14 protein-coding genes are annotated in these 13,705 nt (G+C 63.0%); 1 reads left to right on the forward strand and 13 read right to left on the reverse strand.

The window, feature by feature from the left end:
• Nucleotides 1-14: 14 nt before the first annotated feature.
• Nucleotides 15-947, reverse strand: coding sequence for an ABC transporter substrate-binding protein (locus tag C2L64_RS37865; protein WP_007576797.1), 933 nt, complete (start codon nucleotides 945-947; stop codon nucleotides 15-17).
• Nucleotides 948-1,137: 190 nt separating this feature from the next.
• Between C2L64_RS37865 and C2L64_RS37870 the strand changes: the two genes are divergently transcribed.
• A complete protein-coding gene (locus tag C2L64_RS37870) occupies nucleotides 1,138-2,049 on the forward strand; it encodes a LysR family transcriptional regulator (RefSeq protein WP_007576798.1) in 912 nt (303 codons plus the stop codon).
• Between the two features lie 29 nt (nucleotides 2,050-2,078).
• Here the strand turns inward: C2L64_RS37870 and C2L64_RS37875 are convergent, their stop codons facing one another.
• The 12 genes from C2L64_RS37875 to C2L64_RS37930 form a co-directional block, all read right to left on the reverse strand.
• On the reverse strand, nucleotides 2,079-3,686 hold the full coding sequence (locus C2L64_RS37875; protein ID WP_007576800.1) for a rhodanese-related sulfurtransferase: 1,608 nt from the start codon (nucleotides 3,684-3,686) through the stop codon (nucleotides 2,079-2,081).
• Nucleotides 3,683-4,279: a cysteine dioxygenase family protein gene (locus C2L64_RS37880; RefSeq protein ID WP_007576802.1), complete on the reverse strand. Its 597-nt coding sequence runs from the start codon at nucleotides 4,277-4,279 to the stop codon at nucleotides 3,683-3,685. Before C2L64_RS37880 ends, C2L64_RS37875 begins: the two co-directional genes overlap by 4 nt.
• Nucleotides 4,279-5,094 (reverse strand): class II aldolase/adducin family protein, encoded by an 816-nt coding sequence (locus C2L64_RS37885; RefSeq protein ID WP_007576804.1) that lies wholly within the window; start codon nucleotides 5,092-5,094, stop codon nucleotides 4,279-4,281. The genes C2L64_RS37880 and C2L64_RS37885 overlap by 1 nt, the downstream gene beginning before the upstream one ends.
• A gap of 20 nt (nucleotides 5,095-5,114) precedes the next feature.
• Nucleotides 5,115-6,191 carry an LLM class flavin-dependent oxidoreductase gene (locus C2L64_RS37890; RefSeq protein ID WP_007576805.1) on the reverse strand — a complete coding sequence of 359 codons (1,077 nt, stop codon included), beginning with the start codon at nucleotides 6,189-6,191 and terminating at the stop codon, nucleotides 5,115-5,117.
• A gap of 170 nt (nucleotides 6,192-6,361) precedes the next feature.
• Complete coding sequence (locus tag C2L64_RS37895; protein ID WP_007576807.1) at nucleotides 6,362-6,649, reverse strand: gamma-butyrobetaine hydroxylase-like domain-containing protein; 288 nt, start codon at nucleotides 6,647-6,649, stop codon at nucleotides 6,362-6,364.
• Nucleotides 6,646-7,641 (reverse strand): HEAT repeat domain-containing protein, encoded by a 996-nt coding sequence (locus tag C2L64_RS37900; protein WP_007576808.1) that lies wholly within the window; start codon nucleotides 7,639-7,641, stop codon nucleotides 6,646-6,648. Before C2L64_RS37900 ends, C2L64_RS37895 begins: the two co-directional genes overlap by 4 nt.
• Before the next feature lie 29 nt (nucleotides 7,642-7,670).
• A complete protein-coding gene (locus C2L64_RS37905; RefSeq protein ID WP_007576809.1) occupies nucleotides 7,671-8,462 on the reverse strand; it encodes an ABC transporter ATP-binding protein in 792 nt (263 codons plus the stop codon).
• Nucleotides 8,459-9,304, reverse strand: coding sequence for an ABC transporter permease (locus tag C2L64_RS37910; RefSeq protein WP_007576811.1), 846 nt, complete (start codon nucleotides 9,302-9,304; stop codon nucleotides 8,459-8,461). The genes C2L64_RS37905 and C2L64_RS37910 overlap by 4 nt, the downstream gene beginning before the upstream one ends.
• A gap of 37 nt (nucleotides 9,305-9,341) precedes the next feature.
• Nucleotides 9,342-10,775, reverse strand: coding sequence for an ABC transporter substrate-binding protein (locus C2L64_RS37915; protein WP_007576813.1), 1,434 nt, complete (start codon nucleotides 10,773-10,775; stop codon nucleotides 9,342-9,344).
• Between the two features lie 64 nt (nucleotides 10,776-10,839).
• Nucleotides 10,840-11,085, reverse strand: a complete 246-nt coding sequence (locus tag C2L64_RS37920) for a 4Fe-4S dicluster domain-containing protein (protein ID WP_007576815.1) — start codon at nucleotides 11,083-11,085, stop codon at nucleotides 10,840-10,842.
• Nucleotides 11,086-11,099: 14 nt separating this feature from the next.
• Nucleotides 11,100-12,866, reverse strand: a complete 1,767-nt coding sequence (locus tag C2L64_RS37925) for a fumarate reductase/succinate dehydrogenase flavoprotein subunit (protein WP_007576817.1) — start codon at nucleotides 12,864-12,866, stop codon at nucleotides 11,100-11,102.
• Complete coding sequence (locus C2L64_RS37930) at nucleotides 12,863-13,654, reverse strand: GntR family transcriptional regulator (RefSeq protein WP_007576819.1); 792 nt, start codon at nucleotides 13,652-13,654, stop codon at nucleotides 12,863-12,865. The genes C2L64_RS37925 and C2L64_RS37930 overlap by 4 nt, the downstream gene beginning before the upstream one ends.
• Nucleotides 13,655-13,705: the final 51 nt, after the last annotated feature.

Genomic DNA, 13,705 nt, shown 5'->3' on the forward strand with positions numbered 1-13,705 from the left:
TGCGCGGCGCGAGATCACTGCGCATCCAGCGGAAACTGACGGTCGAAACTCGGCGCGACGTCGAGTCGCGTTTTGATGACGTCGGCGCGGTGATAGAGATCGGCGGTCTTTTGCTGTTCGGCGACCACATGGTCGTCGATGGCGATAGGGTGCAGTTGCGCGCGCTGATAGACGGTCTTCAGCACTTCGGGCGGCAAACCGGTGACGCGCGATTGCATCGCGGCGACTTCATCGGGATGCGACAGCGCCCAGCGCTGCCCGGCCGCGACGCGCTTCAGGAAGTCGGCGATTTCCGCGCGCTTGGCCTTGATCGAGTCTTCCGTTGCGGCCTGGAAGCTCAGTCCCGACGAGAGATTCACGCCATTCGCGATGCTGCGGTCGTGATCGCGCTGTTCGGCGAGCGCGACGTACGGGTCCCATGTGGACCACGCATCGACATTGCCCGACGCGAGTGCCGCCTTTGCATCGGCGGGCTGCATGAAGCGCAGCGACACATCGGAGAGCTTGATGCCCGCACGCTCCAGCGTTGCGATTGCCAGGTAATGGCCAATCGAGCCGCGCGTTGTCGCGATGCGCTTGCCCTTCAGATCGGCGGCGCTTTTGATAGGCGATTGATCCGGGACGATGATCGCGAGGTCGATGGGTTGCGAGCGGGTTACCGCGACGGCACGCACTTTCGCGCCAGCGGCGTAGGCGAAGATCAATGGCGCATCGCCGAGTCCGCCGACATCGATCGCACCCGCATTCAACGCTTCGCCAAGTGGCTGCGCAGCGGGGAAGTTGAACCATTCGATCTTGTACGGCACGTCTTTCAACTGCCCGGATGCTTCGAGAATGCCGCGCGTCTGCAATTGCTGATCGCCGACCTTGAGGATCGTGTCGGCATGAGCGGCGAACGGCGCGGCGGAGAACGCAATGAGAAGAAGACGGGCAATCAGACGGTGCATGATGGATCGTGATGGACGCGAGAGAGTATGAAAAGCCTACGATACGCAGGCGGTTTTTATAAGGCAAACGCATTGTTCTGCTTTGCTAATATGCGAGATCGAAATGCGTGTGCGGCCTTGAATGCGATACGTCAATCACGTTAAGCTCGACACATCATTCGTCAATACTTCATCAAGTGGAAAGTACTCAATGAAACTCGATGAGATCGAGGCCTTTGTCGCTGTCGTGCGCAGCCAATCGCTGAATCAGGCGGCCAATGCGCTGGCGCTCACTCAACCCGCTGTGACGCGCCGCATCCAGAACTTCGAGGAAGCACTCGGTGTGGCCTTGCTCGACCGCAACACGAAGCCGTTGAAGACCACACCGATGGGGCGCGCCGTCTACGAACAATGCCGCGCGATCGTGCGCGAAGTCGAAGCCCTCAGGCATCTCGTCACCGACGATGCGCCGCTTGCAGGCGTACTGCGTCTTGGCGTCGCGCAGACGGTCGCCGACGTCGCGATGCTCAAGGCCTTGCATGCGTTACGTGAAGCGCACCCGGAATTGCAGGCACGTGTATCGACGGGTTGGGGCAATCCGCTGCTGCAAAAGGTCGAAGACGGCGAACTGGATGCGGCTGTCGTGCTGCTGCCCGCCAATCGTGCGCTGCCGGAAGCGCTGGTAGGCGAGGTGCTCGGTCCGTTGAAGCTGGCGGTCGTTGCGCGCAAGGGCAGCATGAAAAAGCGCGTGCATACGCTGGCCGAATGCCAGGCGTATGGCTGGGTGCTGAATCCCGATGGCTGCGGCTTTCGCGCGGGGCTACAGCATGCGCTTGCCGCGCAGGGTTATGCATTGAAGCTGAATCTGGAAACGCTCGGTACCGAGCTTCAACTCGGTCTCGTCGCCGATGGCGTCGGGCTGGGTCTCGTGCCGTTGCCGCTGCTAGATGCAAGCGCGTACGCGGCGCAACTCGACGTGATTCAGCTTAGTGATTTCAAGCCTGAAATCGCCGTGTGGATGGTGCGCTCGCGCGCGCTCGGCAAGATGCAGTCGGCGTTGACGGTGCTGTCGGAAAGCATCGAAAAGAGCTTCAAGGCCGCGCGTTTGTCGCGCGCGGCTTGAGCTTTTTGGCAACGCCCGACGATCGCAGATCAGATCACGAAGAACCCATGCGTACCGTCGCGATCCAGTTGCGCGACTAAGCCGTATTCCCATTCCAGATACGCGTTCATCGCTTCGCGCGCATTGTCGGTGCCTTCATAGGGGCGCCGATAACGGTCGATGCGCGGCGAAGCGAGATGTGAATCGCCGCTTTCGACAGGCAACCCCGCGCGTACCCAGGCCGACGTTCCACCGTCGAGCACATGCACCGGCTTGCCCGTCAACGCCGCGACTTCCGGTGCGATGTATGGCGCGAGCGCGTTCGTTCCGCACGTCACCACATAGCGTTTCGCATCGGGCAACGCGCGCAGATCGTCGAAGGCATTCGACAGATGCGAGCGCACGATCCAGTGAGCGCCCGGTATATGCGCCTTCACATGATTGGCGCTCGACGTCACATCGAGCACGACCGTACCGCTCGCCGTGTCCGCGAGCAGCGCCGCGAGTTCTCGGGGCGAGAGCGTTTGCGTCGAAGCAGGCTGCGGCTTCGCGGCTTGCCACGGGCCGCTGGCCGTCAGTTCGTCCGGCGATGTGGCGTCCACCACGTAGGTGTCGATGTTCATCTGCGCGAGCCACGAAGCCGTCATGTTCGCGCGTACGCCGTCGTCGTCGAACAGCACGACACGCGCGCCGCGCACAGGCGCGAACATGTCCGTCTCCTGCACGAGCTGTCCGCCCGGCGCGCCCTGAAAGCCGGGTGCGTGCGCGCGTTCGTATTCGGCGGGCGTGCGCACGTCGAATCGATAGGTGGTGCGCGACGAGTCGGCGGCCCAGCGCGCGGCTTCGTCGAGCGTGGTGCGGCTCACGCCGGCGCGTTGCGCGAGCGCGAGTGCGGCACGCTGCGATGCATCGATGTCCGCCGCGTCGAGTCCCGCTTGCGAATCGAAGCGCCGGTCGCTGCCATGTTCGAGTTGCTGGCCCGCGAGCGTCCAGCCAATCGTGCCGTTGCGCAGCGCAGCGACGGGATTCGGCAGCCCCGCGTTGACGAGCGATTGCGTACCGATGATGCTGCGCGTACGCCCCGCGCAATTGACGATCACACGTGTGGTCGGCTTCGGCGCGAGCGCACGCGCGCGCAGCACGAGTTCTGCGCCGGGCACGCTGATACTGCCCGGAATGTTCATCGTCTGATATTCGTCGAAGCGGCGCGCGTCGAGTACGACGATATCGTCGCCGTTCTTCAGCAACGCATCGACGGCTTCCGCCGAAAGCGAAGGCGTGTGCCGGTGCGCTTCGACGAACTCGCCGAATGCCTTGCTCGGCACGTTCACGTCACGAAACACTTCGCCGCCTGCGTGTATCCATCCGTCCAGCCCGCCCGCGAGCAACGCGACGTTCGTGTAACCGAGCGAGGTCAACTTGTCGGCGGCGCGCTCCGCGAAGCCTTCACCTGCATCGAACAGCACAATGGACACGTCGCGGCGCGGCAGCCGCGTCCACGCGTCGAGTTCGATGCGTGACAGCGACAGATTCGCTGCGAACAGCGGGTGACACTGCGCATGCGGATCTTCTTCGCGCACATCGAGCAGGGCGATTTCACGCCTGGCGAGCAGCGCTTCGCGCACGTCTTCATAAGTGCGCTGGGGATATGACTTCATGAATGACGACGTTCCTTGCTGAGGTCCCACAGGTTCGGGATGGTTTCGTTCGAATAGCCGGAGATAAACGGCTTGTTGAGGCCGTCCGGCGCGTACGTCGAACGTAGCACTGCGCCGATGTTCGCGCCATAGACGTGAATGCTGACGGACACGCGATCATCATACGCATTGCGCACGCGGTGAATATCGCCGATTCGCGGCGAGACCGCTTCGACAGCGCCTTTTTCAAGGCGTATTTCGTCGCCGGCCTGGCGCAGTGTGCCGTCGCTGTCGCGCGTAAAAGGGGCGGCGAGTTCCGCGCCGCGCAGCACGCCGATCAAACCCCACACCGTATGGTCGTGGATCGGCGTCTGTTGTCCAGGGCCCCAGACGAAGCTGACCACGGAGAAGCGTTGCTGCACGTCGGCATACAGCAGGTATTGCTGATAACGCTCGGTGGACGGTTGCGCAAAGGCATCGGGCAGCCAGTCGTCGGCGTGGATCAGCTCGCGCAACGCATGCCCGCCACGTTCGAGCAATTCGGGTTCAGCGGTATCAGCATCGACGAGCGCCGCGATTTCGCCAATAAAATGACGCAGTTTGTGAATCGCCATCAGTCGAGCAACTCCCGTTCTTCTTCGACAAGCTCTTCATATAGGCTCTCGAACGAGTGCAGCGCGCCGCCCGGACGGCCGACCTGCTGATGCGTCAACGCGGCGATGTCGTGCGGGATCGGTTGCGGCGTGCCCGCGGCTTCGGCGAGCAGTTGCGCGTGGCAGGCGTTGTCGAGTGCGATGTACCACCATGCAGCCGCTTCGACGCTCGGCCCGGCCGTCAGAATGCCGTGATTCTTCAGGATCACCGCCTTGTGCTGGCCGAGCGCGTCGGCGATGCGCGCGCCTTCGTCCGTATCGAGTACCACGCCCCTGAAGTCGTCGAACAGCGTGTGGTCTTCGTAGAACGAGCACGAGTCCTGTGTCAACGGATCGAGCTTGCGTCCCAATGTGGACCACGCTTTGCCGTACAGCGAATGCGTGTGCGCAGCGGCCACGACGTCGGGCCGCGCTTCATGAATCGCCGCGTGAATCGCGAATGCCGCCTGATTCACGGGACCCTCGCCGACGACGATCTCGCCGTGTCGGTTGACGAGCAACAGGTCCGACACGCGAATTCGGCCGAAATGCTTACCGAGCGGATTGACCCAGAAGTGATCGGTCCATTCGGGATCGCGCGCGGTGATGTGACCCGCGAGACCTTGCGCGAAGCCATAGCGCGCGAACAGACGGAATGCGCCCGCAAGGCGCTCTTGCCGATGGCGGCGTTCCTGCGCAAGCGTGCGCTGCGGCGCGGCGTCGTCGTCGAACCAGAACTTGCGCACGGGCGTCTGGCGAAGCGGGAGCGAGGGCGTATCGTGGAGTGCAGTGCTCATGTTTTTATATGCTCCCGTCGTCACGCGGCGCGGCGGACGCGGGCGGTCAACTCGCGCGTCGTGGGGATCAGTTCGCGCCCGTAGTCGATTGCATCTTCGAGCGGATCGAAGCCGCGAACCAGGAAGGTCGTCACGCCGAGTTCGTAATACTCGGAGAGCGTTTGGGCGACCTGCGCCGGTGTGCCGACGAGCGCCGTCGAATTCGAGCGTCCGCCGATTTCCTTCGCGACTGCCGTCCACAGCCGGTCGTCGGCGCGCACGCCGTCGCCCGACGCGGCCAGCAGGCGCTTCGCGCCTTCGCTCTGTTGCGGGCCGCCGCGCGAAAAGCCCTGTTCGACGCGCAGACGCCGTGTTTCTTCGAGGATGTGCTCGGCGCGTTCCCACGCCGCCTTTTCCGTCGACGCGAGAATCGGACGGAACGACACCGAGAAGCGCACGTTGCGGCCATGCTTTGCCGCTTCGGCGCGCACGCGCGCGATCAGTTCCGCGACCTGTTGTTTCGATTCGCCCCACAGCGCGTAGACATCGGCGTGCTTGCCCGCGACGGCGAGCGCAGCCTCCGAAGCGCCACCGAAATAGATCGGCACATGCGGCGTCTGCTTCGGCTTCACATCGGAGAAAGCCTTTTCAAAGCGATAGAAACGGCCTTCATGATCGAACGGTTCGTTTTCAGTCCAGACACGTCGCAGGATCTGCAGATATTCGTCGGTGCGCGCATAGCGTTCGTCGTGCGCGAGATAGTCGCCGTCGCGGCGTTGATCCTCGTCGCTGCCACCAGAGATGAAGTGCACGGCGAGGCGCCCGCCGGAGAAATGATCGAGCGTAGCCAGTTGCCGCGCGGCCAGCGTCGGCGCGACGAAGCCCGGACGGTGCGCGAGCATGAAGTGCACGCGCGACGTGACGCTCGCGGCATACGCAATCGTGATGGTCGCGTCAGGGCTCGTCGAACTGTGCGGCACGAGTATGCGATCGAAGCCCGCGTTCTCGTGGGCCTGCGCAAAGGCGCGCACATAGTCGGTATCGATCGCGGGGCCTTGGGGCAGATGCGTTTCCGATACCTTGCGCTGCTGGATCATGCCGATGAATTCGACGCTCACGTTGGCTCCTTGCCGTATGTTCCGCTTCGACGGACGATTGGATGTGAAAGCAGACGCGTTAAGCGTCTGCAGGTCGAAATCAGGCTATCACTGCGTTATGCAGAATTTAAATAGTAAATTCAGATAAAGATATCGAGTGCGCATGTTAGACATGGCTCGACATGCGTGAATCAGAGCGTGGCTGGCAGGCGTTCCAGAAACTCCCACGGGAAAATGCCACGTTCGTGGCTATCGCTGAACAGCAGTTGGACGCCGTATCCGGCGGGGCGAACGTCCAGCACGGCGATGTCGTCCGGGACGACGGGCTCACCGCCACGCAGGCGTAGACGCTTGCATTCGGCGCAAGGGCAAAGCTGCCGCAACACGCGATGCGTGACACACTGTGTCGCGCCGTCGGGCCAATGCAGCGTCAGCGTGTGCATTGCGTGGTCGATCTCGATGTGCCTAGGCGTTTTCATTGCGTGGTTTGCCCGATCTGCTGCAACGCGATCCGCACAGCCTTGCGGACTTCGGGATCGGCGTCGTCGAGTGCGTGTTCCAGCGCGGCTAGTGTAGATGGATCGCGCAGTTCGCCGAGCGCGAGCGCCGCTTCCTTGCGTAAGTTGCTGATCGCATGCGACAGCAGTGCGACTAGCGGCTGCGCGGCGGCGCGGTCGCCCAGTTGACCCAAAGCGCGCGCCGCGCGCAGGCGCACTTGCCAGTAGGCGTCATCGAGCGCGGCGATCAGTGCGTCGCGAGCGGATTGTGCACGCAGCTTGCCGAGCGTCGTTGCGGCTTCTTCGCGGACTTGCCACGCCGAATCGGCGAGTGTGTGTAGCAGCGCGTCGGCTATCTCGGTATCGTCCGCAGGCGCGAAACCCAATGCGCCGACGGCCACGCGGCGAATCTCCGCACTGGTGTCACGCGTCGCGACACGCGCGAGCGGCACGAGCGCGCGTGAGTCTTTGAGCCAGCCAAGCACACCGACGGCTTCGATGCGCACGCCTGCATCGTCATGATCGAGCGCGCGTACTGCGGCTGAAAACGCGTCGGCATAACGCAGTTCGCGCAATGCGCGCAGTATGGCCGCTTTCACGAACGGCTCGGGATGATCGACCCACGCGCACAACACTTCGCCGGAAGACGCGTCCTTCAACGCCGACAGACTCGACGCAGCCGCTTCGCGCACATCGCGTTCCGCATCGGTCAACGCCTCGCACAACGCCGCGACGATCTCCCGTTGCTCCCATGCGCCGAGCACGCGCGCCGCTTCGCTGCGCACGTCGGCGGATTCATCGTGCTTCAGCGCGACGACGATGGGTTGCAGCGCATCGGGGTCTTCGAGGTCGGCGAGTTCGAGCAGCGCGATGCGTCGCACGACGGCATCGGCATCCGCGAGACGCGGCAGTAACGCCGCCGCTTCCGGCGCGAGTGTTTGGGGATCGTAGGTCAGAATGGTCGAGTCGGTCATGGACGATCAAAGTGTGAAGTTGCGCGGCGTCATGCCATCTCGCGCAGCAGTGCAAGGCACTGGCGCTTGATATCGATGAAGGCGGGGTCGAGCGTCGTATCGTCGCGACGCGGGCGCGGCAGCGGCACGGGAATATCCGCGACCACGCGTGCCGGGCGCTGCGACAGCATCAGGATGCGGTCGGCGAGAAACAGCGCTTCTTCGATGTCGTGTGTGACGAACACGATGGTGGTGCGCACCTTCGCCCAGATATCGAGCAGCAACGTCTGCATCATGCGGCGCGTTTGCGCGTCGAGCGCGCCGAACGGCTCGTCCATCAGCAGCACGCGCGGCCGGTTGATCAGCACGCGCGCGATTTCGACGCGCTGCTGCATGCCGCCCGACAGCTGCGCCGGATAGTGCGAGTCGAAGCCGCCGAGCCCGACGAGTTCCAGCAGTTCGGCCGCCTGCCTGCGGCGCTCGCTCGCGCCGAGTCCCTTCATCTTGAGGCCGAAGGCGACGTTATCGATCACGCGCTTCCATGGAAACAGCGTGTGCTGCTGAAACACGAGGCCGCGCTCGGGATGCGGACGGTCGACGGCTTCATCGTCGACGGCGATCATGCCTTGCGTCGCGGCGATGTGGCCCGCTATCGCGCCGAGCAAGGTCGACTTGCCGCAGCCCGAAGGGCCGAGCACGCAGACGAACTGACCGGGCGCGATATCGGCGTCGAGGCCTTCGAGCGTGGCGATGCGTGCATGCGGCGGACCGACTTCGACGGCCAGCCCGCGCACGCTGATGCTGGCCGCCGTGGTGGCGGCTTCAATGGCGACGCTGCTCATCGGCGGGTCTCCTGCAGTCTGTACCACGGCGTCAGCGCGACGCCGAGACGTTTGACGAGCACGCTGCTGCCCATCCCGAGCGCGCCGATCAGCGCCATGCCAACGACGATATCCGGGTAGTTCTGCAACGTGTACGACTCCCACGTGAAGTAGCCGATGCCGTATTGACCCGCGATCATCTCTGCGGTGACGAGACAGAACCACGCGGTCCCCATGCCGATCGCGAGGCCCGTGAAAATTGCAGGCGCGGCGCCCGGCAGTATCACTTCCGTATAGAGCGCAAGCGGTTTCGTGCCGAGGCTGCGGGCCGTCGCAACGAGCCGTGGATCGATGCCTTCCACGCCATGCACGGTGTTGAGCAGGATCGGAAACAGCGCGCCGATGAACGTGATGAACATCATGCTGAGTTCCGACGACGGAAACATCAGGATCGCGAGCGGTATCCACGCGACGGCGGGAATGGGGCGCAGCACTTCGAGCGCGGGCAGCGCGGTATCTTCGACGGCTCGGTAGCGGCCAATCGCGAGACCCAGCCCGACGCCGACCACCGTCGCGGCACAGAAGCCCGCCAGCACGCGCCAGATGCTCGCGGCCAGATGCATCGGCAGCTTCGGCGAATGCAGCAACGACCACAGCGCGGGCAGGGCATCGGAAGGTGCGGGCACGTTCGCGAACGTGATGAAGCCCGCCGACAGCCTGAAGTGCACGGCCAGTTGCCAGAGCGCGACGCATACCGCGAGCGATGCCGCGCGCCACGCACGACGTTTGGTCGTTGGCGTGAAGAAGGGCGCGCGTCGGCGTGTCGATTCGCGTCTGTCGCGGAGTTCAAAGGTGGCGGCCATAGACGTTTTCCCGATGTGGCGTGACGATGAAACGCGTTCAGCGCGACGCGACGGCTTGCGCCGCGCCCGTTTTCGCGGCGGCATAATCAACGACGGAGCCCGAAACCTGTTGCGCGTACTGGTCAGCGCCGGCTTTCAGCAGGAACGCGGTGATCGCGCCGTGTGCGTCCTTCACATACCACGCCTGATTCGCGAACAGCTTGAGGCCGCTTGCGTGATCGTGAACGAACACGGCACGCGCCTTGACGCCCGACTGCTCGATCTTGCCGAGTGCCGCGAACGCTTCATCCGCCGATGCGTAATTGCGGACCTTCGCTTCGTTGTCGAGCCACACCTGGGCGACGTCGTTGAAGTCGCGAATTGGCTTGCCTGTCACGGCGTCGTTGGCGACGAGCGGTTGCTTCGCGTAGTTCTTCAGCGCGGCGTCGTAGTCGAGTCCGGATTCCTTGAACGCCTGGCGGATATACCGGTCGTCGATGAACGTGTTCACATCCAGATCGACGTCCGTTTTCTTCAGCAGCTTCAGCGTTTCGATCGCGGTCGCCGTGGCCTGACGGTACTCTGGCTTCCATGTAAGGTCGCGTGTCTGCAGGCCGAGTGGACCGTGATACAGATAATCGACGGGTGCTTCGATGCCCGTCGTCTTCTGGATTAGCAGGCTGTATTTCTCGGGGTCTTGCGCGATCAGACGGTTTGCCTCGATGGCGGCGCGCAGATACGCGACGACCACTTCGGGGTACTTCTGCGCATAGGCCGCATCGACGAGTGCGCCGTGATACGTGGGCACATGGCTTTGCGCGCCGTCGTAAATCTTGCGCGCGATGCCGCGATAAGGAAACAGATCCGCGAACGGCACGAAGTCCGCATGCGCGTCGATCTTGTTCGCCTTCAGCGCGCTGCCCGCCACTTCCGGCGCCTGCGTGATGATGCTCACGTCGGTTTCGGGGTTCCAGCCTTGCGCCTTGATCGCGCGCAGCAGCATGCCGTGCGACGTCGATGCGAAGGGGACGGAAATCGTTTTACCCTTGAGGTCGGCGATCGAACGGATCGGCGAATTTTCAGGCACGACGATGCCGTTGCCGCTGCCCTCCACGCTGCCCGACAACACCGTAATGAACTCGCTCTTGCGGCCCGCCTTCAGGAACGCCGCGCCGTTCAGCGAGCCCGGAAAATCCGCCATCACGCCGAAGTCGAGCTTGCCCGCAACCATCTCGTTCGTGATCGGCGCGCCGGACGTGAAATCTTTCCATTGCACGTCGTAGGTCACGTCCTTGTATTTGCCCGTATGCGGCAGATACTTGTCGAGCAGATTCAGTTCGCGGATCAGCAAGCCGCCTGTCGCGCAGTTGATCGTCGTGTCCTGCGTGCCGATGGCGACGCGGATCGTTTCGGCATGCACCGAGCCCGCAGTGAATGCGAGGGCGAGGGAAGCAACGGAGATGAAGTGCGGTAGAGCGTAGCGGATGGTCATGATGTCGGCTCTTTCGTTGGTGTCAATGCAAGGACAGTGAGTGCTGTTTGCTCGCGTCGTCTCGCTAGCGCAGCAGATAGGGAATATCGACTTTCACGGCACCCGTCGGGCAATCCTGTTCGCACGGCATGCAGTACCAGCATTCGTCGAACTGCATATAGGCCTTGCCTTTGGTGACGTCGATCGCGAGCAGATCGAGCGGGCAGACGTCGACGCATACCGTGCAGCCTTTATCGGCGATGCATTTGCTTTCGTCGATCGTGACGGGTGCCGCGCTTCGATGGAGAATGTCGTGCGGGGTGAAGGACATCGCGGGTGCTCCTGTCAGGCGGTCACATCGGCGAGCGCCTGGGCGTTCGCGCGCGGATCGGGTTTGTCGTCGTGAATGCGCAGGTTGCTGTACGAGCCGCGTTCGCGTTCATCGAGCGGCACGATGTACGGTTCGACCGCGCGTTTCTCGCTGGTCATGCGGCCCGATGCATCCTTGCGCAGATGCGTATGGCAGAACCAGTCGGCGTCGTTGCGCTGCGGATAATCGACGCGGTGGTGATACAGGCCCCAGCGGCTTTCCGTGCGATACAGCGACGCGCGCGCAGCCATTTCGGCGCAATCGCGGATGGCACGCACTTCGGCGGCGCGCATCAGTTCATGCGGATGCGTGGCCTTGATCGACGCGATGTCGTCGGCGATTTCCTCGAAGCGTTGCAGGCCGATTTCCATCTTGCGCGTCACCTTGGGCGGCTGCAGATAATCGTTGACCATGCGGCGCAGCTTGTACTCGACCTGCGCAGGTGCAAGCCCATGCTCGAGTTCGAGCGGCGCATAGACGCGCGCGCGTTCGGCATCGATCTGTTCTTGATCGAGCGGCGCATGTTCGCGGCCCGCAACGAAAGCGGCTGCGCTCTGACCTGCAAACCAGCCATACGTGAACGCGCCGAGCATGTAGTTGTGCGGCACGGCGGCCATGTCGCCGGCAGCGTAAAGGCCGCCCACCGTCGTCTCCGCGTGCTCGTTGACATACACGCCTGACGCGCTGTGCCCGCTGCAAAAGCCGATCTCGGAGATATGCATCTCGACCATCTGCTGCCGGTAATCGGTGCCGCGTCCCGCATGAAAGCGCCCACGGCTCGGACGTTCGTTCGTGTGCAGGATCTGCTCGATGGTCTGGATGGTTTCTTCGGCGAGGTGATCGAGCTTGAGAAACACCGGGCCGTTGCCGCTCTGGAGTTCCTGATAGAACTCCCACATCATCTGCCCGCTCCAGTAATCGCATTCGATGAAGCGTTCACCCTTGCCGTTCGCCGTGAAGCCGCCCAGCGGACCCGTCACATACGCGCAGGCGGGACCGTTATAGTCCTTGATCAACGGATTGATCTGGAAGCATTCGAGATTCGCCAGCGCCGCGCCCGCGTGATAGGCCATCGCGTAGCCGTCGCCTGCGTTGGTCGGGTTCTCGTACGTGCCCATCAGGTAGCCGGAGGCGGGCAAGCCGAGCCGGCCCGCCGCGCCGCACGATAGAATCACCGCTTTCGCGCGAACCACGTAGAACTCGGCCGTGCGGCAATCGAAGCCCATCACGCCGTTCACATTGCCCTGCGCGTCGGTCAACAGACGCGTCGCGACGATGCGATTCGTGATCGCGATGCGCGCGCGTTTCAGTTGCCGGTACAGCACTTTCTTGATGTCGTGTCCTTCGGGCATTGGCAGCACATACGAGCCCATGTGGTGCACTTTCTTGACCGCGTAATCGCCCGTGCCGTCCTTTTCGAACTTCACGCCCCAACGGTCGAGTTCCTCGATCGTCTTGAAGCTGTGCTTCGCGTACGCGTAGACGGCGGCCTGATCGACGATGCCGTCGTTGGCGATGGTGATTTCGCGCGTGTATTGCTCGGGTGTCGCGTGGCCGGGGATGACGGCATTGTTCAGGCCGTCCATGCCCATCGATATCGCGCCGCTACGCTTGACGTTAGCTTTTTCGAGCAGCAAGACCTTCAGATTCGGATTGGCTTCCTTCGCCTTGACAGCGGCCATCGGTCCCGCCGTTCCGCCGCCGACCACGACGATGTCGTATTCGAGTACATGGGTGTTCATCGTGCTTTCCTCGTTGCGTTGTGCTTCGCGCTTTTGCCCGCTTTTTCCCGGTCGATACGGAAGCGGTACTGAAACGCATCGCCGCGAAAGTACAGATGTTCGTAGTCGATCGGCGTGCCTGCCGCGTCGTGCGTGAGTCGGTCGATGCGCAGCACCGGGCTGCCTTCCTCGACCCGCAGCGCGTCGACGATTTCGTCGTCGGCGAGGATCGCGTCGATCGCGACATCCGCATGGCCGAGCGGCACGCCGCAGTCGTTTTCGAGGATCAGGAAGATGTCGCGCGTGACGAGATCGGCATTCGCCAGACGCGTGCCGAGCGCTTCGGGAAGCCACGTCAGTTCGAGCGATACCGGCTCGCGGTTGAGCAGCCGCACGCGATGAATTTCCGTGACGGGCGCACCTTCTTCGAGCCCAAGGCGCGCGGCTACGTTACGATCGGCTTCGACGACGCGAAAGCTGCGCAGCTGGTTGACGATCTCATAGCCCATCGACGACATCGCTTCCGCAAAGCCCTGCAGCGAACTCACGTTCTGAAACGCCTTTGGTTTCGATACGAACGTGCCTTTACCGTGCAGCTTGAACAACAGGCCTTCTTTTTGCAGGTCGCCGAGCGCCTGGCGCACGGTGATGCGGCTCACGCCGTACATCGCGCAGAGTTCGTGCTCGGACGGCATCTGCGAATGCGGTGCGTAGGTGCCGTCGAGAATCTGCACGCGCAGCGCATCTTTAATCTGCGCGTAGAGCGGAACGGAGGTAACGGGGACGAGGGGGCTGGCCGGTTTCGACATGGCTCAACTTGTTATGACAAGATGAGTTGCAGTCTAGTGAACGCTATCTGG

Origin of the sequence: Paraburkholderia hospita (assembly GCF_002902965.1) — a bacterium.
GTDB classification, from domain to species: Bacteria; Pseudomonadota; Gammaproteobacteria; order Burkholderiales; family Burkholderiaceae; genus Paraburkholderia; species Paraburkholderia hospita.

Bases quoted from the DNA above. Each gene is read 5' to 3' on its own strand.
- C2L64_RS37865 (WP_007576797.1), bottom strand. From the start codon at position 947: ATGCACCGTCTGATTGCCCGTCTTCTTCTCATTGCGTTCTCCGCCGCG.
- C2L64_RS37870 (WP_007576798.1), top strand. From the start codon at position 1,138: ATGAAACTCGATGAGATCGAGGCCTTTGTCGCTGTCGTGCGCAGCCAA.
- C2L64_RS37875 (WP_007576800.1), bottom strand. From the start codon at position 3,686: ATGAAGTCATATCCCCAGCGCACTTATGAAGACGTGCGCGAAGCGCTG.
- C2L64_RS37880 (WP_007576802.1), bottom strand. From the start codon at position 4,279: ATGGCGATTCACAAACTGCGTCATTTTATTGGCGAAATCGCGGCGCTC.
- C2L64_RS37885 (WP_007576804.1), bottom strand. From the start codon at position 5,094: ATGAGCACTGCACTCCACGATACGCCCTCGCTCCCGCTTCGCCAGACG.
- C2L64_RS37895 (WP_007576807.1), bottom strand. From the start codon at position 6,649: ATGAAAACGCCTAGGCACATCGAGATCGACCACGCAATGCACACGCTG.
- C2L64_RS37900 (WP_007576808.1), bottom strand. From the start codon at position 7,641: ATGACCGACTCGACCATTCTGACCTACGATCCCCAAACACTCGCGCCG.
- C2L64_RS37905 (WP_007576809.1), bottom strand. From the start codon at position 8,462: ATGAGCAGCGTCGCCATTGAAGCCGCCACCACGGCGGCCAGCATCAGC.
- C2L64_RS37910 (WP_007576811.1), bottom strand. From the start codon at position 9,304: ATGGCCGCCACCTTTGAACTCCGCGACAGACGCGAATCGACACGCCGA.
- C2L64_RS37915 (WP_007576813.1), bottom strand. From the start codon at position 10,775: ATGACCATCCGCTACGCTCTACCGCACTTCATCTCCGTTGCTTCCCTC.
- C2L64_RS37920 (WP_007576815.1), bottom strand. From the start codon at position 11,085: ATGTCCTTCACCCCGCACGACATTCTCCATCGAAGCGCGGCACCCGTC.
- C2L64_RS37925 (WP_007576817.1), bottom strand. From the start codon at position 12,866: ATGAACACCCATGTACTCGAATACGACATCGTCGTGGTCGGCGGCGGA.
- C2L64_RS37930 (WP_007576819.1), bottom strand. From the start codon at position 13,654: ATGTCGAAACCGGCCAGCCCCCTCGTCCCCGTTACCTCCGTTCCGCTC.